This window comes from Microbacterium sp. CCNWLW41, assembly GCF_037083505.1.
The window spans coordinates 125907-146989 of the sequence record NZ_JBAOJP010000003.1; the positions used below are offsets into that span (position 1 = coordinate 125907).

Annotated in this window: 22 protein-coding genes; 15 read left to right on the top strand and 7 right to left on the bottom strand. The window is 70.4% G+C overall.

Features of this window, described 5'->3' with window-relative positions; genetic code table 11:
• The first annotated feature begins 148 nt into the window (after positions 1-148).
• Complete coding sequence (locus V6R91_RS12255; protein WP_067242282.1) at positions 149-574, top strand: YciI family protein; 426 nt, start codon at positions 149-151, stop codon at positions 572-574.
• A 10-nt stretch (positions 575-584) separates the two neighbouring features.
• A complete protein-coding gene (locus V6R91_RS12260) occupies positions 585-1877 on the top strand; it encodes an RNA polymerase sigma factor (RefSeq protein ID WP_336395598.1) in 1293 nt (430 codons plus the stop codon).
• A 69-nt stretch (positions 1878-1946) separates the two neighbouring features.
• On the opposite strand, the gene V6R91_RS12265 is transcribed toward V6R91_RS12260, so the two are convergent.
• Complete coding sequence (locus V6R91_RS12265) at positions 1947-2870, bottom strand: Bax inhibitor-1/YccA family protein (protein ID WP_336395599.1); 924 nt, start codon at positions 2868-2870, stop codon at positions 1947-1949.
• A gap of 58 nt (positions 2871-2928) precedes the next feature.
• Between V6R91_RS12265 and V6R91_RS12270 the strand changes: the two genes are divergently transcribed.
• A complete protein-coding gene (locus V6R91_RS12270; protein WP_336395600.1) occupies positions 2929-3966 on the top strand; it encodes a glycerophosphodiester phosphodiesterase family protein in 1038 nt (345 codons plus the stop codon).
• 4 nt (positions 3967-3970) lie between these two features.
• On the opposite strand, the gene V6R91_RS12275 is transcribed toward V6R91_RS12270, so the two are convergent.
• Both V6R91_RS12275 and V6R91_RS12280 read right to left on the bottom strand, forming a co-directional pair.
• Positions 3971-4375: a PIN domain-containing protein gene (locus V6R91_RS12275; RefSeq protein WP_336395601.1), complete on the bottom strand. Its 405-nt coding sequence runs from the start codon at positions 4373-4375 to the stop codon at positions 3971-3973.
• Complete coding sequence (locus V6R91_RS12280) at positions 4372-4767, bottom strand: hypothetical protein (RefSeq protein ID WP_336395602.1); 396 nt, start codon at positions 4765-4767, stop codon at positions 4372-4374. The genes V6R91_RS12275 and V6R91_RS12280 overlap by 4 nt, the downstream gene beginning before the upstream one ends.
• A gap of 159 nt (positions 4768-4926) precedes the next feature.
• On the opposite strand from V6R91_RS12280, the gene V6R91_RS12285 reads away from it, so the two are divergent.
• Positions 4927-7371, top strand: coding sequence for an ATP-dependent helicase (locus V6R91_RS12285; protein WP_271062613.1), 2445 nt, complete (start codon positions 4927-4929; stop codon positions 7369-7371).
• 22 nt (positions 7372-7393) lie between these two features.
• Entirely contained in the window at positions 7394-8569 is a 1176-nt protein-coding gene (locus V6R91_RS12290; protein WP_336395603.1) for an SseB family protein, read from the top strand.
• 28 nt (positions 8570-8597) lie between these two features.
• Here V6R91_RS12290 and V6R91_RS12295 read toward each other — a convergent pair whose 3' ends face one another.
• Both V6R91_RS12295 and V6R91_RS12300 read right to left on the bottom strand, forming a co-directional pair.
• Positions 8598-9062 (bottom strand): MarR family winged helix-turn-helix transcriptional regulator, encoded by a 465-nt coding sequence (locus tag V6R91_RS12295; RefSeq protein WP_067242301.1) that lies wholly within the window; start codon positions 9060-9062, stop codon positions 8598-8600.
• Positions 9055-10710, bottom strand: a complete 1656-nt coding sequence (locus tag V6R91_RS12300; RefSeq protein ID WP_336395604.1) for an MDR family MFS transporter — start codon at positions 10708-10710, stop codon at positions 9055-9057. Before V6R91_RS12300 ends, V6R91_RS12295 begins: the two co-directional genes overlap by 8 nt.
• A 172-nt stretch (positions 10711-10882) precedes the next feature.
• Here V6R91_RS12300 and V6R91_RS12305 point away from each other — a divergent pair, with 172 nt between their 5' ends.
• Genes V6R91_RS12305 through V6R91_RS12325 form a run of 5 tightly spaced genes read left to right on the top strand, consistent with a single transcriptional unit; the run spans position 10883 to position 14026 of the window.
• Positions 10883-11500, top strand: coding sequence for a SipW-dependent-type signal peptide-containing protein (locus tag V6R91_RS12305; RefSeq protein ID WP_271062209.1), 618 nt, complete (start codon positions 10883-10885; stop codon positions 11498-11500).
• A gap of 49 nt (positions 11501-11549) precedes the next feature.
• On the top strand, positions 11550-12173 hold the full coding sequence (locus tag V6R91_RS12310) for a SipW-dependent-type signal peptide-containing protein (protein ID WP_336395605.1): 624 nt from the start codon (positions 11550-11552) through the stop codon (positions 12171-12173).
• A 10-nt stretch (positions 12174-12183) separates the two neighbouring features.
• Positions 12184-12810 carry a S26 family signal peptidase gene (locus V6R91_RS12315; RefSeq protein WP_336395606.1) on the top strand — a complete coding sequence of 209 codons (627 nt, stop codon included), beginning with the start codon at positions 12184-12186 and terminating at the stop codon, positions 12808-12810.
• Complete coding sequence (locus tag V6R91_RS12320) at positions 12807-13508, top strand: hypothetical protein (protein ID WP_336395607.1); 702 nt, start codon at positions 12807-12809, stop codon at positions 13506-13508. Before V6R91_RS12315 ends, V6R91_RS12320 begins: the two co-directional genes overlap by 4 nt.
• Positions 13505-14026, top strand: a complete 522-nt coding sequence (locus tag V6R91_RS12325; RefSeq protein ID WP_271062213.1) for a hypothetical protein — start codon at positions 13505-13507, stop codon at positions 14024-14026. The genes V6R91_RS12320 and V6R91_RS12325 overlap by 4 nt, the downstream gene beginning before the upstream one ends.
• A gap of 30 nt (positions 14027-14056) precedes the next feature.
• Here V6R91_RS12325 and V6R91_RS12330 read toward each other — a convergent pair whose 3' ends face one another.
• Positions 14057-14737 (bottom strand): YqaJ viral recombinase family protein, encoded by a 681-nt coding sequence (locus V6R91_RS12330; RefSeq protein WP_231820164.1) that lies wholly within the window; start codon positions 14735-14737, stop codon positions 14057-14059.
• A 323-nt stretch (positions 14738-15060) separates the two neighbouring features.
• Between V6R91_RS12330 and rplJ the strand changes: the two genes are divergently transcribed.
• Both rplJ and rplL read left to right on the top strand, forming a co-directional pair.
• Positions 15061-15576: a 50S ribosomal protein L10 gene (gene rplJ / locus V6R91_RS12335; protein WP_067242328.1), complete on the top strand. Its 516-nt coding sequence runs from the start codon at positions 15061-15063 to the stop codon at positions 15574-15576.
• 44 nt (positions 15577-15620) lie between these two features.
• A complete protein-coding gene (gene rplL, locus V6R91_RS12340; protein ID WP_067242331.1) occupies positions 15621-16010 on the top strand; it encodes a 50S ribosomal protein L7/L12 in 390 nt (129 codons plus the stop codon).
• Between the two features lie 140 nt (positions 16011-16150).
• On the opposite strand, the gene V6R91_RS12345 is transcribed toward rplL, so the two are convergent.
• Entirely contained in the window at positions 16151-17176 is a 1026-nt protein-coding gene (locus tag V6R91_RS12345) for a LacI family DNA-binding transcriptional regulator (RefSeq protein ID WP_271062215.1), read from the bottom strand.
• A 285-nt stretch (positions 17177-17461) separates the two neighbouring features.
• On the opposite strand from V6R91_RS12345, the gene V6R91_RS12350 reads away from it, so the two are divergent.
• The 3 genes from V6R91_RS12350 (at position 17462) to V6R91_RS12360 (ending at position 20956) form a co-directional block, all read left to right on the top strand.
• A complete protein-coding gene (locus V6R91_RS12350; protein WP_271062216.1) occupies positions 17462-18784 on the top strand; it encodes an ABC transporter substrate-binding protein in 1323 nt (440 codons plus the stop codon).
• A 73-nt stretch (positions 18785-18857) separates the two neighbouring features.
• A complete protein-coding gene (locus V6R91_RS12355) occupies positions 18858-19991 on the top strand; it encodes a carbohydrate ABC transporter permease (RefSeq protein ID WP_271062217.1) in 1134 nt (377 codons plus the stop codon).
• Complete coding sequence (locus tag V6R91_RS12360; RefSeq protein WP_219085467.1) at positions 19988-20956, top strand: carbohydrate ABC transporter permease; 969 nt, start codon at positions 19988-19990, stop codon at positions 20954-20956. Before V6R91_RS12355 ends, V6R91_RS12360 begins: the two co-directional genes overlap by 4 nt.
• Positions 20957-21083: the final 127 nt, after the last annotated feature.

Sequence of the window (21083 nt, forward strand, 5' to 3'; positions counted from 1 at the left end):
GAGCACCTTTCTCGAAGAATTTTCGTCGCGGATGTCGATCCGGCGTCTTCTCGTTCGACGTCTGGAATGAGAGGGTCGAGAAGCGGCCCTCCGACCAGCACCGCGGACCCCGATCGGGGCCCGGTATCCCCCAGAAGGAGAAGAGACGATGAAATTCATGCTGATCATGCGCGCCACCGACGAGGCCGTGGAGGCGTACGAGGACACGCCCTTCGAGCAGGTCATCGAGGCGATGGGCAGGTACAACGAGTCGATGATGAAGGCCGGCGTGCTGCTGGCCGGCGAGGGGCTGACCGACGCGGCCGAGGGCTTCGTCGTGGACTTCAGCGCGGAGAAGCCCCTGATCACGGACGGCCCGTACGGCGAGACCAAAGAGCTGTTCAACGGCTTCTGGATCATCGAGACCGCCACCCGGGAGGAGGCCGCGGAGTGGGCCTCGCGCGCCCCGCTCGGGCCGGGCGCCTTCCTCGAGGTGCGTCGCGTCACGGAGTTCTCGGACTTCCCGGAGGACAACGAGTGGATCCAGAAGGAGGCCGGCTGGCGCGAGGAGCAGGCCCAGAAGGCGCAGGACTGAGCAGGATCCCGTGAGCGATTCCGCAGAGGCGACGGCGCACCCTACCGGATCCGGTCCGGCGGAGCGCGCCGTCGCCGCGGTCTGGCGCATCGAGTCCGCCAAGATCGTCGCGACCCTGACCCGCTACGTGGGCGACTTCGGCCTGGCCGAGGACCTCGCCCAGGAGGCGCTCGTCGATGCGCTCGCCCAGTGGCCGCGCGACGGCGTCCCCACCAACCCCGCGGCGTGGCTGACCGCCGTCGCCAAACGCAAGGCCGTCGACGGATGGCGGCGACGGGAGAGGTACGACGACCGGATCGCGACGATGGCCCACGACCTGGAGCAGGAGCAGGCGGAGGCAGCGGACGCGCCGCCGTGGGACCCGGACGCGATCGACGACGACGTGCTGCGCCTCGTGTTCGTCGCGTGTCACCCGGTGCTGTCGCGCGATGCGCAGGTCGCGCTGACGCTGCGGGTCGTCGGCGGCCTGTCCAGCGAGGAGATCGCGCGGGCCTTCCTCGTCCCGACCGCCACGGTGCAGCAGCGGATCGTGCGTGCGAAGAAGACGCTCGGTGCCGCGCACGTGCCGTTCGAGGTGCCCGCCCGTGAGGAGTTCACCGCCCGTCTGGGGGGAGTTCTCGGGGTCCTCTACCTGATCTTCAACGAGGGCCACGCGGCCACCAGCGGATCCGAGTGGATGCGCCCGGACCTCGCACGTGAGGCCACCCGCCTGGCCCGCGTGCTCGTCGGGCTCGTTCCCGCCGAGCCCGACGCGCACGCGCTTGTCGCGCTCATGGAGCTCACCGCCGCGCGCTTCCCGGCGCGGGTCGACGCACACGGGGATCCCGTGCTCCTCGCCGATCAGAACCGGACGCTGTGGGACCGCGGACGCATCGCGCGGGGCCGGGCGGCGCTGGCCCGTGCGGACGGACAGGGCCGTGGCCGCGGCGCCTACGCGCTGCAGGCGGCGATCGCGGAGACGCATGCCGTGGCGCCGTCCGTCGAGGAGACGGACTGGGATCGCATCGTGCTCCTCTACGAGGCGCTCGGGCGACTCGCGCCCTCCCCGGTGATCGAGCTCAACCGCGCCGCCGCCGTCGCGATGGCGACCGGGCCCGCATCGGCCCTGCGCATCATCGACGCGCTGGCGGAGAGCGGGGCGCTGCGCGGATACCACCTCCTGCCCGCGACGCGCGGGGAGATGCTGCTCCGGCTCGGACGGGAGGACGAGGCGCGCTCGGAGTTCGCCGTCGCCGCGGGGCTCGCCGGCAACGACCGCGAACGGGCGCTGCTGGAGGCGAAGTCCCGCGGCGAGCACGACTGACCCGCGCCCGCGGGACGACGAAGGGGCCGTCCTCCGTGGAGGACGGCCCCTTCGCGGGAGCGGGTCGCGTCAGTTGTTGCCGCGAGCGATCGCGATGATCCGCAGGATCTCGACGTACAGCCAGACGACGGTGACCATGATGCCGAAGCCGCCGAGCCAGCCGTAGACGCGGGGAGCGCCGTTGCGGACGCCCTGCTGGATCTGGTCGAAGTCCAGGACGAGCGAGTACGCGGCCATGAGAACGACCAGGACGCCGATGATGAGGCCCCACGGGATGCCGAAGGGACCGGGGGCGCTGTGCATCCCGAAGCCGTCCTTCACGACGCCCGTGAGCATCAGGATCAGATTCAGCACCGAGAAGGCCAGGTAGCCGAACATGGCGACCATGAAGATCTTGGTGGCGCGCTTGGAGGCGCGGATCTTGCCGCTCGCGAAGAGCGCGAGGGTGACGCCGACGACGGCCACCGTGGCGACGGTGGCCTGCATGACGATGCCCGGCCACAGGACCTCGAAGTACGCCGAGATGCCGCCGACGAAGAGGCCCTCGAAGGCCGCGTAGGCGAAGATCAGAGCGGGGCGGACCTTCTTGCGCGACGTGAAGGTGACCACCATGGCGAGCACGAAGCCGCCGAGGCCGCCGACGACCCACGGCAGCAGGTTCACGGACGGGCGGTTGTACGGATCCGGCACGGGGGCGGCGATGCCGCCGAGGGTCAGGAACCACCCAACCGCGGCCGTCACCAGCAGGATGCCGAACAGGCCCGCGGTCTTCCAGACGGTGTCCTCGACCGTCATGCGGCCGGTCTCGAGCGCGCCGGCCGGCGGCGCCGCGTACATCCCGTCGAGCTGGGCGTTCACGGCCGCGTCCATGGTGGCGTGAGACATCGACGCCGTCTGCGCGCCCTGCGTCGCGCCCGGAGCACCGGGATAGGTCGCGACGTTGCGCGGGTCCGGCTCCTTGAACGCCGGGTTGTTGAACGCGAAATTGCTCATGACTGGCCTCACTCCCAGGGGTTAGTCAACGCTTTCCTCAACGATACCGGAGCAGGCTATGAACAGGGTGTCCTACGCTGAGAGCGTGATCCGACCCGCGCCGCAGGGCCCGCTCGTCATCGGCCACCGCGGTGCGCCGGGCTACCGGCCGGAGCACTCCCGCTCCTCGTACGAGCTGGCGCTGGCGCTCGGCGTCGACGCGGTCGAGCCGGACGTCGTGGCGACCGCGGACGGCGTGCTCGTGGTCCGCCACGAGAACGAGATCTCCGGCACCACCGACGTGGCCGATCGCCCGGAGTTCGCGGGTCGGCGCACGACCAAGACGATCGACGGAGTCGCCCAGACGGGGTGGTTCACGGAGGACTTCACCTGGGCAGAGCTGGCCACGCTGCGCTGCCGCGAGCGGCTGCCGAAGATGCGCGCCGCGAGCGCCTCCTTCGACGGACGCCAGCCGATCCTCCGGCTCTCCGACGTGCTGGACCTCGTGCGCGCCGCCGCTGATGAGCAGGGCCGACGGATCGGCGTCGTGCTGGAGATCAAGCACGCGACCTACTTCGCCGGGATCGGCCTGGACCTCGCCCCGCTCGTCGCGCGCGATCTCGTCGCGGCGGGGTGGACCGGGGGAGACCTCCCGTTGTGGATCGAGGCGTTCGAGCGGACCGTCCTCGACGAGCTCCGCGCGGTCCTGCCCGCTGCGGGGGTCGCGGCGGACTACGTCTACCTGATCGAAGCCGCCGGCAAGCCGTACGACCTCGTCGCCCGCGACGGCCGGCTGGCCGCGAGCTACGCGGACGCCCTCACGCCTGCGGGGCTGGACGCCCTGGTCGGCGCGGTCGACGGGATCAGCGTGGACAAGAAGGTGCTGCTGGCCGCTCAGGGACCCGCGACGGTGGCGGAGGCGCACGACCGCGGGCTGGTCGTCTTCACCTGGACGTGCCGCCCGGAGAACGCGTTCCTCGACCGACGCTTCCGCGCTCCCGGCGGCAAGCCGGCGTTCGGCGACTACGAGGGCGAGTGGCTGCGGATCGCGGCGTCCGGCGTCGACGGCGTCTTCGTCGATCATCCGGACCTCGGCCTGGAGGTCTTCCGGTCCTGAGGACTCAGACCTTCACGACGCTGATCAACTCGCCGAAGACCTGAAAGTCCTTGATGTTGCTGGTGTACAGCGGGAGACCGTACGCATGCGCCGTCGCAGCGATCAGAGCGTCCTTGCTGCGTGCCTTGGCGGGTGCCGCGCTGTGTGCGACATCTGCGAGCATGCCGTAGGACTCGGTGCACGCGTGATCGAAGGGCAGCCAGAATCCGGCCCGTCGATTGTCGAGGGTGTCGATGACGAGCCGCCGCATCTTCGCCGCCTGTGCGTTGCCGCTGCGCTCCGCTCGGCGAACGCCGAACACCAGCTCCCCGCGGGTGATGAGGGACGCCTTGACGCGATGGGCGCTCATCAGCGACGCGAGCGCGGGGGCGTTGATGATGACGTTGGTGTCGACGAGGATCGTGCTCATCCGATGGCTCCTTCGGCGTCGCGAAGGGCTTCGAGGTCGGCCAGCTGCGCCTTCATGTCCGCCGGATCCATCGCTGCGGCCAGCGTCGCGATGACCAGGGTCATCTGCGAGTATGCGTCCTGCTCGCGCTCCTCCCTGCTCGCATCGTCCGCGACGCGGTCCACCGGCACCCAGAATCCAGCTGTCGCGCCGTGATTGGTGACCTCGACGACCTCGCCGCTCGTGACGACCTGTGCGAGGTGGGCCCGATAGTCGCTGACCTTCATGACGCGGTCGCGGTGACTCGGGGGGACGACCATGAACTCGTCGAGGTCGACCGGCGGGGGAGTCGCCGCCGAGCGGGACGCACCAGCTGGCCGGGGCTTGCGGCCGGTGAAATCGTGCAAAGCCATCAGAATTTGACCTAACTACTCCAGTTTCGTACGTAACATCGTTGAACATACACCTGCGAGGTGTGCGCTCGGGCGGAGCGATGCGAGAACAGTGACGGGGGCAGGGGCGGTGCCGGGGCGGGGGCCGGTGTCGGAGGCGGCGCCTAGACTCGGTAGGTCATGACCGAAGCCCCTCTCATCGTGCCCGGAACCGGCTCGCAGGCGCCGGGATCCGTTCCCGCCGACGACCTGCTCGCCGGCCTCAACCCGCAGCAGCTCGACGCCGTCACCTACCGCGGCCCTGCGCTGCTCATCGTGGCCGGTGCGGGTTCCGGGAAGACCAGTGTGCTCACCCGCCGGATCGCGCTCCTGCTGCGTCAGCGGGAGGCCTGGCCCAGCCAGATCCTGGCGATCACGTTCACCAACAAGGCGGCGGGGGAGATGCGCGAGCGCGTGCAGCAGCTCGTCGGGGACGCGGCGCGGGGGATGTGGATCTCCACCTTCCACTCCGCGTGCGTGCGCATCCTGCGGCGCGAGGCGCAGCAGTTCGGCTTCACGTCCGCCTTCACCATCTACGACTCCGGCGACTCCCGCGCCCTCATCAAGCGTCTCGTCAAGGAGCACGAGGCCGATGCCTACGGATACACCCCGGCGGCGGTCCAGTCGCGGATCTCGAAGCTGAAGAACGAGCTGCAGGACGCAGAGTCCTTCGCGCGTCAGGCGAACCTCGCCGATCCCGCGGAGCGGGTCTTCAGCGAGGTGTTCGCCGACTATCAGCGTCAGCTGCAGAAGGCCAACGCCTTCGACTTCGACGACCTCATCGGCCAGACGGTCTTCCTGTTCCGCGCCTTCCCGCACGTGGCGGACACGTACCGCCGCCGGTTCCGGCACATCCTCGTGGACGAGTACCAGGACACCAACCACGCCCAGTACGCCCTCATCCACGAGCTGACCCGGCCCGTCCAGGGCGACGCTCCGGATCCGTATGCCTCGAACGGCATGATGATCTTCGAGCCGGAGACGACTCCCGCCGAGCCGGGGGCCTCGCTCACGGTGGTGGGCGACTCCGACCAGTCGATCTATGCGTTCCGCGGCGCCGACATCCGCAACATCAGCGAATTCGAGCGCGACTTCCCGGGCGCGAAGGTGATCCTGCTGGAGCAGAACTACCGCTCGACTCAGAACATCCTCTCCGCCGCGAACGCGGTCATCAGCAACAACTTCGACCGCAAGGAGAAGAAGCTGTGGAGCGATCGGGGAGCGGGGGAGCGGATCGTCGGCTTCACCGGCTACTCGCAGCACGACGAGGCGCAGTTCGTCGCGGACGAGATCGAGGCGATCCATCGCGCCGGCACGCCCTACTCCGAGATCGCGGTATTCTACCGCACCAACTCGCAGTCGCGCGCTCTGGAGGAGATCTTCATCCGCTCGGCGCTGCCCTACAAGATCATGGGCGGCACGAAGTTCTACGAGCGGGCGGAGATCAAGGACGCGCTCGCCTACCTCGTCGCCGTGGCCAATCCCGCCGACGAGATGGCGGTCCGCCGCATCCTCAACAAGCCCCGTCGTGGGATCGGCGAGGTCTCCGAGACCGCGATCGCCCGTTTCGCGGAGGAGCACGGCCTCACGTTCCGGGACGCCCTCGCGCATCCCGCGCAGCTCGGCTTCGGGCCCAAGATCCAGGCCGCGATCGCCCAGCTGGACGCGGTGCTCCGGGAGGCGACGGAGATCATGATCCCCGCCTCGGGCGAGGTCGCGGCGCCGACGTCGGTCGCCGAGGGGCTGACGCTGCTGCTGTCGAAGAGCGGGTACATGGACGCGCTGCGCGCGAGCAGGGACCCGCAGGACGAGGCGCGGCTGGAGAACCTCGACGAGCTCATCGCCGTGACGAGGGAGTTCGCCCGCAACAACCCCGAGGGCACGATCGCCGACTTCCTCACGGAGGTTGCTCTCGTGTCCGACGCCGACGACCTGGACGATTCCAGCGGCGTGGTCTCGCTCATGACGATGCACACCGCCAAGGGGCTCGAGTACGACGCGGTGTTCGTCACCGGCGTCGAGGAAGACCTGATCCCGCACCGGATCTCGGCCGGTGAGCCGGGTGGTCCGCAGGAGGAGCGCCGTCTGTTCTACGTCGGCATCACCCGTGCCCGCAAGCGCCTGCATCTGTCCCTCGCGATGACGAGGGCGCAGTTCGGCGAGGTGTCGGTGGCGATGCCCAGCCGCTTCCTGCAGGAGATCCCGGCCGAGCTCATCGACTGGCGGCAGTCCCCCGGGGACGTGAACTCCCGCGGCGGGACCCAGTCCCGCGCGCTGAACGCCCGGCGTCCCGGGGGCCGCGGCGGCGACCGGTTCGGGGCGCGGGAACTGCCCCGTCGTGAGACCGACGGGCTGAAGCCCCTCTCGACCGCCATGGACAAGTTCCCGAACCGCGTCACGGGCAAGGTGCGCGACAACGGCGACCTCGAACTGGCGGCGGGAGACCGGATCCGTCACGACGACTTCGGTGAGGGGCGGGTGGACCAGGTCACCGGCGAGGGCGCGAAGCGCGTCGCCCACGTCCGGTTCGACACCGCGGGGGCCAAGAAGCTGCTGATCAAGATCGCCCCGATCCAGAAGCTCTAGGCGCGGCGGCTAGGCTGGCCCGATGGGTCTTTTCTCGCGCCGCAAGAAGCAGGACGACGTCGTCAGCACCGCCGCCGAGGCACCCGCGGAGGAGACGCCCGCGGGCGTCGCTCCCGGGGACGGGACGGTGGCCGGATCCACGGACGTCTCCGAGGCCACCGACGCCCCGACGCCGGACGCGGTCCCGGAGGTCGCGGTGTCCGTGCAGGCGTTCCGGGGCCTCGGCTCACCTGCCGGGCACGACGTGTCGGGGCTCATCGCCGAGGAGGGAACGGCCTCCGCTGCGTCGAACGAGGCCGCGGCACCGAGCGTGTCCGCCGCACCCGCGCCGGCGGCGCCTGCGGTTCCCGCGCAGCGCCGACTGCCGCTCGCTCCCGTGGACCCGCCGGCCCAGACGGAGTCGATCCCGGGGATGAAGGACAACGTCCTCCTCCGCGAAGCGCTCGCCGAGCTGGAGGAGGGGGCGTCGAACGAGGTCCTGCTGGGGGTGCTGCGGCAGACGCTGCAGGGTCATCTCTTCCTGCGCGTCCAGGGCGACGCGGGCGAGCAGCTCCAGGCGGGCAAGCCGCTCTCGGTCGGGATCGTCAAGGACGGCGAGAACACGTTCATGCTGGCCTTCAGCTCGGCGTCGGCCGTGCGCGACTCCGTACAGCTCGAGCAGGACCCCGCCGCCACCAGTGCGGTCGTCCAGCCGGTGCAGGCCGTGCTCCAGCAGGTCGTGAACGGACCGTTCGCGGGCCTCATCATCGACAACGCCTCGGCGCCGCATCGCGTGGTGCTCCCGCGGGAGGTCCTCGCAAAGGCCCTGGAGCAGGCGGATCCGAACCTCACCTTGAAGACGCTGCTGGCCGCGCCGCGCGAGGCGGACTCTGAGGCGAAGGTCGGCGAGGCGCTGGCCACGGCCCGCTTCTGGGTCGCGGTGAGCGCCCCGGGGGAGGACGGCCAGTTCGGCGTCGCGGAGGCCCGGGCGGCGGACGGCTCGCGCTTCCTCCAGGTCTTCTCGCACCCGCTCGAAGTGGTGGCGCTCGCGCGAGGCGACCAGCCGATGCCCTTCTCCGGCGAGCAGATCGGCAAGGTGCTCGCCGGTCACCCCGAGCTGACCGGCGTGATCGTGGACCCGGCCGGCCCGACCATCGCCGTGCGCCGCGACGCTCTCGGCGCCGTCCTCGCGCTCGCCGAGGCCCCCGCCGCGGACTGACGCGGATCCGGCCGGGCCGGGCGAGCGTTCAGTCCGCGGACGGCACGTCGCCCTGCGAGAGCGCGCGCAGCAGGCGGGTGAGCTGGCGGATGTCGGCGAGCTCCCAGTCCTCGAGGGCTCGGACGAGGCGTTCGTCGTCGTGGCGTCGGGCCGCTGTGAGCCGGTCCAGGCCCTCCGGAGTCGCCGAGAGGAGGCTGGAGCGCTTGTCGCGCGGGTCGGGGATCCGCCGGATCAGTCCCTGCCCCTCCAGTTCCCGCACCATCCGGCTGACCAGCGACTTGTCGGACAGCGTCCGCTCCGCCAGCTCGGAGGCGGTCATCTCGCCGCGGCGCGCGATCAGGGAGAACATCTTGTACGCACCGGGGGACAGCCCGGGGGCCACCCGTTCCGCGCCGGCGAGGTAGAGGCGCCGGACCCGCGAGAACAGCTCGCCGAACTCGGCTTCGAGCGCGTGCAGGGCCTCGGTGCGCTCGTCGGCGGCGGGGTCACTCACCGCGGGTCCTCGTGGTCGGGACCGGACCGGTCGCGGGGATCGCGTCCATGGCCTGCGGGGCGCTGACCGTGGCGAGATCCGCCTCGGCGGCCGCCATCCGCTCGCGCGTGGTCAGACGGGTCAGCGGCGTGTTCGGCAGGAAGACCACGGCGATGAGGCTGACGACTGCGAGCGGCACGCCGATGAGGAACGAGGTCGCGATGCCCTGGGCGTAGATGTCCTCGACGATGACCCGGACCGCCTCGGGGAGCGCGTGCACCTCGGGCAGCGCTCCGGAGGCGAGCTGCTGCGCCACCTCGGCGCCCTTCTTCCCCAGCGACGCGATCGCCGCCTGGAGATCCGCCGCCCGGTCGCTGAACAGCTGCGACACGGTCGTGGCCAGCGCCGCGCCCATCACGGACACTCCGACCGTGCCCCCGAGGCTCCGGAAGAACGTCACCCCGGAGCTCGCGGCGCCGAGGTCCTCGGGACGCGAGGTGTTCTGGACGATGAGGACCAGGTTCTGCATGGTCATGCCGACACCGGCGCCGAGCACGAACATGTACACCGAGACGAGGACGAAGTTCGTGTCGTAGTGCAGCGTCGCCAGCAGCGCCGACCCGGCGATCAACAGGACCGACCCGGCGACCAGGTAGCCCTTCCAGCGGCCGTAGCGCGTGATCAGCTGGCCGACGATGATGGACGCCCCGAGCAGTCCCGCGATCATCGGCAGGGTCATCAGGCCGGCCTGGGTCGGGGTGGCGCCGCGCGCCATCTGCATGTACTGGCTGAGGAAGACCGAGGTGCCGAACATCGCGATGCCGATGGCGATGGAGGCGACCACCGACAGCGTGAACGTGCGGTTGCGGAACATCCGCAGCGGCACCAGGGGCTCGGAGACCTTGAGCTCGACGATCACGAACAGCACCGCGCCGACGATCGATCCGCCCACCATGAGGACGGTCTCGGTGCTCCACCAGTCGAAGCTCTGCCCGGCGCTGGTGACCCAGATCAGCAGCAGCGCGACCGAGGCGGACAACAGGACGATGCCGAGATAGTCGATCCGGGCCCGTCGTGTGGCGGCGGGCGTCTTGAGGGTGAGCTGGAGGATGATCAGCGCCGCGATCGCGAACGGCACGGACACGTAGAAGTTCCACCGCCAGCCGGCGACGTCGGTGAGGAATCCGCCGAGCAGCGGGCCTCCGACCGTCGCGACGGCCATGACCGCGCCGAACAGGCCCATGTAGCGCCCGCGCTCTCGGGGGCTGATGATGTCCGCCATGATGATCTGGCTCAGTGCGGCGAGGCCGCCGGCGCCCAGACCCTGGACCGCACGGAAGGTGATGAGCATCCCGGCGTCCTGGGAGAAGCCTGCCGCAGCGGTGGCGCCCACGAAGATGACCAGGGCGATCTGGATGAGCAGCTTCCGGTTGAACAGATCCGCGAGCTTGCCCCAGATCGGCGTCGCGATGGCCGTCGTGAGCAGCGTCGAGGTGACGACCCAGGTGAAGGCGTTCTGGTCGCCGCCGAGGTCGTGCACGATCACCGGTAGCGACGTGGACACGACGGTGCCGGCGATCATCGAGACGAACATCCCCAGCAGCAGGCCGGAGAGGGCTTCGAGCACCTGACGGTGGGACATCGTGGCGGGGGCGGGGACGGCGGTCATTGAACTCCTGAAAGTGGTTGAGAGAAGTCAACTATATGCCGATGGTGGATAGAAGTCAACCAATTGGCCCGCGAGGGATCGGTATCCCGATATTGCGGTTCCGGATCCCGGCGTCCAGGATGGCGATGAGGGGCGCGAGGGGCGCCGACCCGATTCCCGAGGGGAGACACGCATGTCGAAGAAGACCGATCGCCGCAAGGTGATGGCGGTGCTGGCCGGAGGGCTCGTGCTCGGCGTCGGGGCGGCCGTCACGCTGGCCGCCTGGAACGACTCCGAGTTCGCGACCGGCACGTTCGGCGCCGGGCAGTTCAACCTGGAGGGCTCGACGACGTCGGCGACCACCGGGTACGACGACCACAACGTCGACGAGGGGGATGCGGCGGCGTCGCTGGCGTTCACCCTGCCGCTGGCCGACAACCTGACGCCGGGCGACGTCGTCTACGCGCCGTTCTGGGTGCGTCTCGCCGCCGGCACGACGACGCCCGCCTCCCTGACCGCCACCGCCGTCGCCGCCGGAACCGGCGGGAACGAGGCGAACCTCTCCTACTCGGTCTACGCGATCGCCGCCGGCGCCACGTGCAACGCATCGGCGACGACCGGCTCCCTGGTGGCCTCCGGCAGCTCGCTGTCCGCCTTCACGGACGGTGCGGACCTCGCCCTCGCCCAGGGCACCGACGCGGCCACCCCGGGCGCGGCCCAGCAGCTCTGCTTCGTGGTGACGGCGGGCACCGGGCTGGTCCAGGGCGCGGACGCGACGGCGACCTGGTCGTTCACGGCCACGTCGAGCTGAGTCCGTCGTGAGCCGACGCGAAACGACGCGACGCCGGCGACGGGAGCGGATGAGGACCCGCTCCCGTCGGCTGCGGGCGCTGCTCGCGGGCGGTCTCGTGCTCGGCGTCGGCGCGTCCCTGACCTTCGCCGCCTGGACCGACCAGGAGGCGGCGACCTCGACGATCACGGCCGGCACCTTCGCGATCGAGGCGCGCACCGACCTGGGGGCGTTCGTCGACTCGCCGCGCACGCCGGTCGTGCAGCTCCCGCTCGCGGCCACGGGCCTCTATCCCGCACAGAAGCGCGCCGCGTGGATCCAGATCCGGAACAAGGGGACGGTTCCCGGCACCGTGAGCCTGTCCGCGGTGACGGTGACGGGCGCCGACGGGACGAGTGCGCCGACCGGAGCCAGTGCGGCGCTGCAGAACGCGCTCAAGGTCGGTGTCGCGGTCTCGACCACCACGGATCCGTCCGCCGCGCCGTCGTGCACGACGAGCACGCCCACGACGGCCGTGGCGACCGGGGTGCAGAACATCCCCCTCCCCACGGCGACGGGCGCGCTGCAGGCCGGCGGGACGAACATCGTGACGTTCTGCGTCGTGCTGGAGCTCCCCGTCCAGGCCGACAACGCATCCCAGGGCGGGGATGTGCGGCCGACCTGGACGTTCACGGCGACGACGCCGACGGCGTGAGGAGGCGGGAATGAGGTTCGGACGCGCCCTGCGCGCCGTCGGACGCGGCACCCGGGAGGCGGCGCTGACCCTGGCCGCGATCGGCGGGGCCGCGTGCATCCTCCTCGTGATCCTCGCCGTCACCGGCGGGTTCTCCCTGATGATGTTCAAGACCGGGTCCATGAGCCCGGCGATCCCGGCCGGATCCGTGGCCCTCGTGCAGCAGATCCCCGCCGCGGACGCCCATGTGGGGGACGTCGTCACGGTCGACCGGCCCGGGGAGCTGCCGGTCACGCACCGTGTCACCGCGACGGCACCCGGTCCGACCGAGGGATCCCGGGTGCTCACGCTCAAGGGGGACGCGAACGACGTCGAGGATCCCGCCCCGTACACGGTGGAGACCGTGCGCATCGTGCGCGGCTCCATCCCTGCCGTGGCGCACGTCATCGTCGCGCTCGGCTCGCCGTGGGTCATGGGCGGGATCACGGTGGCGGCCGCGTTGCTCGTGGTGTGGGCCTTCTGGCCGCGGGAGGGCGGCCGCGACCACCCGGACGCGGCTGGCGAGGCGACGGGTGCGGGTGAGACGTCGCCCGCGGGTGCGGTGGGCGCGGTCGCCGCTGTCGCCAGCGGCACCCTGCGGAGGGACCGGCGGACATGAGTGTCGCGTCGCGTCCCCGCCGGCTCCGTGGCGCCGGTGCGGTGCTCCTCGCGCTCGGCCTCGTCCTCGGGGTCGCGGCGCCGGCGCTCGCCGCCACGACGACGGAGGTCGTGCAGGGACGCTATCTGCGACTCGAGTCGACCGCGGACTGGGCGGCGGCGTCGCGGCTGTCGGCGGGGGACGTCCTGCGCTGGGACGTCCGGATCAGCGCCGACGCCCCGGATCCGGGACGAATCGCGGTCGGCCTCGTCGCGACGGGCGGCGTCGGACTGACCGTGGACGCACGGCTGTGTCTGCGTGACTGGCAGGGCGAGGTGTGTCCGGGCGGCGAGACGGTGCTCCTGCGCGACGGCGAGGTGCGCCGCGACGGGGTGCGGGTTCCGCTCGGCGAGTTCGATGCGGCCGCCGTCGGCGCGTTGAGGCTCGACGTGTCGCTGGCGCCGTCCGCGGACGCGTCCGCCGCCGCGGCGTCGACCGAGCTGCAGGTCCGCGCCGACGGGTTCGGCGAGGGTGCGGGCGTCGGTCCGCCGTCCGATCTGCCCCCGACCGGCGCCGACGTCCCGGTCGCCGTGATCGTGGTCGGAGCGGTGCTGCTCGTGGGCGGTGCGCTGGCGGTGATCCTCGGCGGGGTCCGTCGGCGGCGCCGCGACGGGGACGCGGACGCCTCCGCAGGCGGCCGGGACGGGGAGGAGCGATGAGGGCGGTCCGGCGGCTGCTGGCCGGCGTTCTCGGGCTCGCGCTGCTCGGCGTCGCGGCCGGGGGAGGCACGCCGATGCCGGTGCAGCAGACGATGGCGGCGTACACGGACAGTGAGCGGGCGACGGCGGTCGCGACGACGATCGTGCTCCAGCCCCCGACGATCACCGGCGTGCCGCTGTGCCGGAGCGTGCTGCTCGGGGGCGACGTGGTGCAGATCACGTGGACCTGGCCGTCCGCGACCCCGCCCTACGACGCCTTCCCCGTCTCCAATGCGCAGTGGAAGATCGGCACGGGGCAGTGGCAGAGCATGCCGACGACGGGGCCGGTCAACGGCGTCTACACCACGACGTTCACGAACTCCCTGCTCAGCGGGCTGCTGGGAAGCCTCCTCGGCCAGAGCTTCACGGCCAAGTTCCGCACGGGCATCGGGGCCTGGACGTCGGCGACCGAGCGGACGTTCACCTATACGCAGGGACTGCTCGGCCCGCTGACGCAGCCCACCTGCACCTACAGCTGATCCCCGGAGGCCGAACGCCCGCGCGACGGGTCAGTCGGCGAGGGCGAGGGCGCGGAACATGTCCCGCTCGCGCAGCGCCTCGCGCCGGCTCTCCGCCGGCACCGCGGTCCGGCTCGGCGGCGTACGGCCGGTCGTCCGGCGGTACAGCTCGTCGATGAGGTCCGTCGCCAGCCCGACGAGCCGGGAGATCTCCCGCTCGTCCCGGTCGATCCACACGCAGTGCGGCTCGTCGTGGACGGGGGAGAAGTCCTCGTGCTCCTCCCAGACGAACAGGGTGCGCTCGGCGCCCAGGACGTGCTGCTGCCACCAGACCTGCCGCAGGTAGGTGCGGGGAATGGCCCGCCAGGACTTGTTGGTGGTCTTGATCTCGGCCAGGAGGATCCGGCCCTCCGCATCGACCATGATCCCGTCGGGCGTCGCGAGGTGGCGCGCCTCTCCCGCGGAGCGGAAGAGGGCCGAGGAGGGGAGGATCCCGTGCGTGGCGGCGACCCAGGCCGCGATCTCGGGCTCGCGGCGGCGTCCGTGGTCCGTATAGGCGTTGCCGGCGAAGCGGGGCCCTGCGCCGAGCTTGGCGTCGGCGGCGCGGGCGATCGAGCGCTCGCTGGTGAGCCCCGCGACGTCCGTGGCGGTGATCCCTCGCGCCCGCGCCCGCAGCCAGGCGACCCGGTCGCGCGAGTCCGCGACGATGCGCGCTTCGAGTTCCGGGGTCACCCTCCGAGCGTACGCCGCCCCGCCGACGCGTCCCGCTGTACACGCCGCCGCGTCGCTGCCCGCCCGCACGATTTGGCGGGGGACGCGGGGGTCGCGTACAGTGGAACCAACCGAAGACCGCCGGTCATCGTTGTGCGCAAGTATGACGATCGAAGCACTGCTCAGCAGGGGCCCGCGCAGGGGACATGATCGTTTCGCCGGATGACCGGCCACGCTCCGTCGCTTGCGCGGAGCGTTTTTTCTTGCCCGCAGCGCCCGGAACCACCGGAGTCGAGGTCGATGCCCCACCTCCGTGAGGCATCTCGTACACACAAGGAGTGGCCATGGCGCAGAAGGAAGCATCGGTCGCCGAGCTCACGAAGAACTTCGAGGACTCGACCGCCGTTCTGCTCACCGAGTACCGCGGTCTGACGGTTGCCGAGCTCAAGGAGCTCCGCAACAGCATCCGTCAGGACGCGGAGTACGCCGTGGTGAAGAACACGCTGACCAAGATCGCCGCGAACAACGCGGGGATCTCGTCGCTGGACGAGGACCTCAAGGGTCCCTCGGCCATCGCGTTCGTGCACGGCGACCCGGTCGCCGTCGCGAAGGGTCTGCGTGCCTTCGCCAAGGCACACCCTCTTCTCGTGATCAAGGGCGGCTATTTCGATGGCAACCCGCTGAGCGCGGATGAGGTCAACAAGCTCGCCGACCTCGAGAGCCGTGAAGTCCTGCTGGCGAAGCTCGCCGGCGCGATGAAGGCCTCGATGACGAAGGCGGCATTCGTCTTCAACGCTCTGCCGTCGAAGGCCGTCCGCACGGTCGACGCGCTGCGCGAGAAGCAGGAGTCCGCGGCCTGATCCAGGCCCCGGCGTCGTAGAACCCCAAATCAAGGAGAAACATCATGGCAAAGCTCAGCACCGAGGAGCTGCTCGACGCGTTCAAGGAGCTCACCCTCATCGAGCTCTCCGAGTTCGTGAAGGCCTTCGAGGAGACCTTCGACGTGACCGCTGCCGCTCCGGTCGCGGTTGCCGCTGCGGGTGCCCCCGCCGCGGGCGACGGTGGCGCCGCCGTTGAGGAGAAGGACTCGTTCGACGTGGTCCTCGAGGCCGCCGGCGACAAGAAGATCCAGGTCATCAAGGTCGTCCGCGAGCTCACCTCGCTCGGCCTCGGCGAGGCGAAGGCTCTCGTCGACGGTGCCCCCAAGGCCGTCCTGGAGGGCGCCAACAAGGAGGCCGCCGACAAGGCCAAGGCCGCTCTGGAGGAGGCCGGCGCTTCGGTCACCCTCAAGTGAGCCCCGCCGGGTCGCCACCGCCTCGCGGTGTCGCCCCGGCACCGGCCGCACGGCCGACAGCTCTGCGAAGGCCCCGGGTTCGCCCCGGGGCCTTCGTGCGTCCAGGGCCGTGCCGCCGATCCCTCAGGAACGCCGGTCCCTCAGGTGCGCGGCGCGGCGGTGGAGGAACGCACCACGAGCGTCGCCGGGGCGATCACGCGCTCCGCACGCGCCTCGGGTGACTCCAGACGCATCCGCAGCAGCCGCACGGCGTCGGCGCCCTGCGCGCGGGGACTCTGCCGGATGGTGGTGAGGGCGAACATCTCCGCGAAGCCGTGGTCGTCGATGCCGATGACGCTGAGCTCCGACGGCACCGCGATCCCCAGCCGCCGTGCCGCGATGATGGCCCCGACCGCGGCCTCGTCGCACACGCCCACGATCGCGGTCGGGCGCCGGCGGCGGTCGCCGAGCAGGTCCGCGGCGGCGACGAAGGCGTCGGGCATCGTGGACGCCGAGCGCACGACCCTCACCCGCTCCGCCAGGCCCGCCGCCGTCATCGCCGACCGGTAGCCCTCGGCGCGGATCTCGTCCCCGAGCCCGGAGCGGACGGTGTCCGGGATGCCGCCGACGAAGGCGATGTCCTCGTGGCCGAGGTCGATCAGATGCTCGGTGACGACCCGCGCAGCGGCGGCATCGTCGATCGAGACCATGCTCATGCCGCCCCTGCTGGTGAGGCCCGGCTCCACAGGGCCGACGGTGACGAGCGGAAGGCCCATCGCCGCCAGGCGCTCCAGCTCGTGCGCCGCCGGCTGGATGCAGACGGCGATGAGGCCGTCGAAGCGGCGACGCGACAGCGCGTGATCGAGCATGCGAGCCCGGTCGCTGCTGCCCTCGACGGCGCTGTAGAGCACCAGGTCGAGACCGTTCTCGATGAGCGCGTGCTGGATGCCCGCGAGCAGCTCCGCGAAGTACCAGCGCGCGACAGAGGGCATCACCACGCCCACGGCGCGCGTGCGGCCGGTCGCAAGGCTCGTCGCGCTGGAGTGGGCCACGTACGACAGCTCCTCCGCGGCGCGTCGCACCCGCTCGCGCGTCGCCTCGGCCACGTATCCCGTGCCGCTGAGCGCGCGGCTCGCCGTCGCCTTGGCGACGCCGGCGCGCGCGGCGACGTCCGCGATCGTGCTCATGGGGCCCTCCTCGGCCGCGCTGCGCGGCTCTGCCAGGGTAGCGCCGCGTGACCGCGATGCGGAACCGGTTCCATCACGATTCCCGCATGATTCCGCGGGAGCGCTCCCATGACCCGCCGGATCGACCGCTTCGGGAGGCCCGAAACTTTGCCGGCTTGTGATGTTGCCGGGATTGTGCGCGTGAGCGAAAGGCCAGTAGTTTGGCCTGGAATCGGTTCCTGATTACGACGTCGCGGGCGCTGGGCCCGGCGACGGGGATCGTGAGACTCGAAGAGGAGAGATCACATGGCTCTGTCACAGCGCTATCGGCGGCTCGCACCGCTGGCCCTGCTCGGTGCGGCCGGAGTCGCGCTCGCCGGATGCGGAGCCCCCGGGGCGGCCCCCGGAGGCGGCGGAGGCGGAGGCGGCAGCGACGACAACACCGTCACCGTCTACGGCACGATCGTCGATGACGAGGCGAAGCTGCTCCAGGAGTCCTGGAAGGAGTGGGCCGACAAAGAGGGCATCACGATCAAGTACGAGGGCAGCCAGGACTTCGAGACGCAGGTGGGCACGCGCGCGCAGGGCGGCAACCCGCCGGACATCGGCATCTTCCCGCAGCCGGGCCTGTTCGCCGACTTCGCCTCGCGCGACTTCCTGAAGCCGGCGCCGGAAGAGGTCGAGAAGAACGCCAACGAGTACTGGACCGAGGACTGGGTCAACTACGGCACGGTCGACGGCACGTTCTACGGGGCGCCGCTGATGGCGAACGTCAAGGGCTGGATCTGGTACTCGCCGGCGAAGTTCACCGAGTGGGGCGTGACCCCGCCGAAGACCCTCGACGAGCTCGTCGCCCTCACGCAGACGATCCAGTCCAAGACCGGCTCGGCGCCCTGGTGCGCCGGGTTCGAGTCCGGCACCGCCACCGGCTGGCCGGGAACGGACTGGATCGAGGACTACGTGCTCCGCGAAGGCGGCACCGAGGTCTACGACAAGTGGATCACCAACGACGTGAAGTTCACGGACCCGGACATCAAGGCCGCGTTCGACAAGGTCGGCGAGATCCTGCTCAACCCCGCCTACGTGAACGCCGGCTTCGGCGACGTGCGCTCGATCAACTCCACGGCGTTCGGCGACGTCGCCGCGAAGGTCGCGGACGGCTCCTGCGCGCTCACGCACCAGGCGTCGTTCCTCTCCGGCTTCTTCCCCGAGGGCACGACCATCGCCGAGGACGGCGACGTCTGGGCGTTCATGCTCCCGGGCGTGGACGAGGCGCAGAAGTCGGTGACCGGCGCGGGCGAGATCGTCGGCGCGTTCAGCGACAAGCCGGCCGTGCAGAAGGTGCTCGCCTACCTGTCCAGCCCCGAGTGGGCCAACAGCCGGGTGAGCCTGGGCGGCGTGACCTCCGCGAACAACGGGCTCGACCCGGAGAACGCCAAGGACCCGATCCTGCAGGAGACCATCAAGATCCTGCAGGACCCGGACACCACGTTCCGCTTCGACGCGTCCGACCTGATGCCGGGCGCCGTGGGCGCGGGCACGTTCTGGAAGGGCATGGTGGCCTGGATCAACGGGACGGCGACGGACGAGGTCCTGAGCCAGATCGAGTCGGGCTGGCCGCAGGGCTGATCGATCGCGAAGGCGGGTCGCTCCACGGGGGCGGCCCGCCTTCCGGTCCTCGCACCATGGGGAAGGGACACCTGTGACCGCGTTCTTCCAATGGGTCGGGACGATGCACCCGATCCTGCAGGCCGTCGTCGTCGTCATCGCGTTCGCGCTGGTGGTGGCGATCATCCTGCTCCTCGTCGACATCGCGCCCCGATCGGGCGCGCTCTATACCGGCATCCGCCTGGCGATGTGCCTGCTCATCCCGCTGATCGTGATGTGGGTGTTCAACTCCTACTACTGGGCGATGGGCGTCGCCGTGGCCGTCGGAGGGCTCTTCTTCCTCCTCGACTATCGATCGCGCGAGGGCAGGGGCTATCTGATCCAGCTCGTGGCCTTCATGGCGCCCGCGATGCTGCTGCTCATGGTCGGTCTGATCCTTCCGACGCTGCAGACGTTCGTGGCCTCGTTCATGAACTCGTCGGGCAAGGACTTCGTCGGCCTCAACAACTACCTGTGGATCTTCGGACAGCCGGACGGGCTCCGCGTCGTGCTCAACACGGTGGTGTGGGTGCTGCTCGTGCCGACGGTCTCCACGATCGTCGGACTCGCCTACGCCGTCTTCATCGACCGCACTCGCGGCGAGAAGATCTACAAGGTGCTCGTGTTCATGCCGATGGCGATCTCGTTCGTCGGCGCCGGCATCATCTGGCGGTTCATGTACGAGTACCGGGGCAAGGAGTTCGACCAGATCGGCCTGCTGAACCAGATCCTCGTCTGGTTCGGCGGAGAGCCGCAGCAGTGGCTGCTCAACCCGCCGTGGAACACGCTGTTCCTCATCGTCGTGCTGATCTGGGTGCAGACCGGTTTCGCGATGGTCGTGCTCTCCGCGTCCATCAAGGGCGTGCCGGCGGAGCTGCTCGAAGCCGCGGAGCTCGACGGCGCGAACCCCTGGCAGCGGTTCATCTCGGTGACCGTGCCGGCGATCCGGCCGGCGCTGATCGTGGTCCTCACGACGATCTCGATCGCCTCCCTGAAGGTCTTCGACATCGTCCGCACCATGACAGGCGGCAACTACGAGACCTCGGTGCTGGCGAACGAGATGTACACCCAGTTCACGAAGTTCGAGGGCGGGCGCAGCGCCGCGCTGGCCGTGATCCTCTTCATCCTGGTGCTGCCGATCGTGATCTACAACGCGCGCCAGATCCAGAAGCAGCGGGAGATCCGATGAGCGCCCCGACGAGTTCCTCCACCGCGCCCGAGACGACGACGCGCGCGATCACCACCGGTCGGGGGCTGGAGGCCTCCGCCGGTCGCGCCCGCAAGCGTCTGTCCCGGCCCTGGGCGTCGGTGGCGTCCATCCTGATCGCGATCCTGTGGACGATCCCGACCCTGGGGCTGTTCATCTCGTCGTTCCGCCCGCGGGACGACATCCAGAGCAGCGGGTGGTGGGAGTTCTTCCTGAATCCCCGGGTCACCGGCGAGAACTACGTGGACGTGCTGCAGTCGGGGACGACGCAGCTGACCATGATCGAGTCGTTCGTCAACTCGATCGCGATCACGATCCCGGCCACGATCGTGCCGCTCATGATCGCCTCGATGGCGGCGTACGCGTTCGCGTGGATCGACTTCAAGGGACGCAACGCGCTGTTCATCTTCGTGTTCGCCCTGCAGATCGTGCCGATCCAGATGGCCCTCGTGCCGCTGCTCAGCTCGTTCTCGCGCGGGCTGACCCTGTTCGGGCTGCCGGTGACGCTCCCGCTGGGGGCTGCCGGCGGATACGCGCAGGTGTGGCTGGCGCACACCATGTTCGCCCTGCCGCTGGCGATCTACCTGCTGCACAACTTCATGTCCGAGATCCCGGGGGAGATCATCGAGGCCGCGCGCGTGGACGGAGCATCGCGGGGCCAGATCTTCTTCCGGATCGTGCTGCCGCTGACGATGCCGGCGATCGCGTCCGTGGCGATCTTCCAGTTCCTCTGGGTCTGGAACGACCTGCTCGTCGCGCTCGTGTTCGCCGACGGAGCCGCGGCGCCGATCACGAAGCTGCTGGCGGAGATCACGGGGACGAGGGGCAACGACTGGCATCTGCTCACCGCAGGGGCCTTCGTGTCGATCATCGTCCCGCTCATCGTGTTCTTCGCTCTCCAGCGGTACTTCGTGCGGGGGCTCCTCGCGGGGTCGACGAAAGGCTGAGGACACCGGGTGCCGAGGCGTCCGTCGCGACCGCGCGGCGGACGCCTCGGCATGTCCGGCGGCCCTTCTGGTCGTTGAGCGAGGAGCGCCGCGACGAGAAGAAACGCCCCGCATCGGGTCGCCGCGT

Bases quoted from the DNA above. Each gene is read 5' to 3' on its own strand.
- V6R91_RS12255 (WP_067242282.1), top strand. From the start codon at position 149: ATGAAATTCATGCTGATCATGCGCGCCACCGACGAGGCCGTGGAGGCG.
- V6R91_RS12265 (WP_336395599.1), bottom strand. From the start codon at position 2,870: ATGAGCAATTTCGCGTTCAACAACCCGGCGTTCAAGGAGCCGGACCCG.
- V6R91_RS12270 (WP_336395600.1), top strand. From the start codon at position 2,929: ATGAACAGGGTGTCCTACGCTGAGAGCGTGATCCGACCCGCGCCGCAG.
- V6R91_RS12275 (WP_336395601.1), bottom strand. From the start codon at position 4,375: ATGAGCACGATCCTCGTCGACACCAACGTCATCATCAACGCCCCCGCG.
- V6R91_RS12280 (WP_336395602.1), bottom strand. From the start codon at position 4,767: ATGGCTTTGCACGATTTCACCGGCCGCAAGCCCCGGCCAGCTGGTGCG.
- V6R91_RS12285 (WP_271062613.1), top strand. From the start codon at position 4,927: ATGACCGAAGCCCCTCTCATCGTGCCCGGAACCGGCTCGCAGGCGCCG.
- V6R91_RS12290 (WP_336395603.1), top strand. From the start codon at position 7,394: ATGGGTCTTTTCTCGCGCCGCAAGAAGCAGGACGACGTCGTCAGCACC.
- V6R91_RS12300 (WP_336395604.1), bottom strand. From the start codon at position 10,710: ATGACCGCCGTCCCCGCCCCCGCCACGATGTCCCACCGTCAGGTGCTC.
- V6R91_RS12305 (WP_271062209.1), top strand. From the start codon at position 10,883: ATGTCGAAGAAGACCGATCGCCGCAAGGTGATGGCGGTGCTGGCCGGA.
- V6R91_RS12310 (WP_336395605.1), top strand. From the start codon at position 11,550: ATGAGGACCCGCTCCCGTCGGCTGCGGGCGCTGCTCGCGGGCGGTCTC.
- V6R91_RS12315 (WP_336395606.1), top strand. From the start codon at position 12,184: ATGAGGTTCGGACGCGCCCTGCGCGCCGTCGGACGCGGCACCCGGGAG.
- V6R91_RS12320 (WP_336395607.1), top strand. From the start codon at position 12,807: ATGAGTGTCGCGTCGCGTCCCCGCCGGCTCCGTGGCGCCGGTGCGGTG.
- V6R91_RS12325 (WP_271062213.1), top strand. From the start codon at position 13,505: ATGAGGGCGGTCCGGCGGCTGCTGGCCGGCGTTCTCGGGCTCGCGCTG.
- rplJ (WP_067242328.1), top strand. From the start codon at position 15,061: ATGGCGCAGAAGGAAGCATCGGTCGCCGAGCTCACGAAGAACTTCGAG.
- rplL (WP_067242331.1), top strand. From the start codon at position 15,621: ATGGCAAAGCTCAGCACCGAGGAGCTGCTCGACGCGTTCAAGGAGCTC.
- V6R91_RS12345 (WP_271062215.1), bottom strand. From the start codon at position 17,176: ATGAGCACGATCGCGGACGTCGCCGCGCGCGCCGGCGTCGCCAAGGCG.
- V6R91_RS12350 (WP_271062216.1), top strand. From the start codon at position 17,462: ATGGCTCTGTCACAGCGCTATCGGCGGCTCGCACCGCTGGCCCTGCTC.
- V6R91_RS12360 (WP_219085467.1), top strand. From the start codon at position 19,988: ATGAGCGCCCCGACGAGTTCCTCCACCGCGCCCGAGACGACGACGCGC.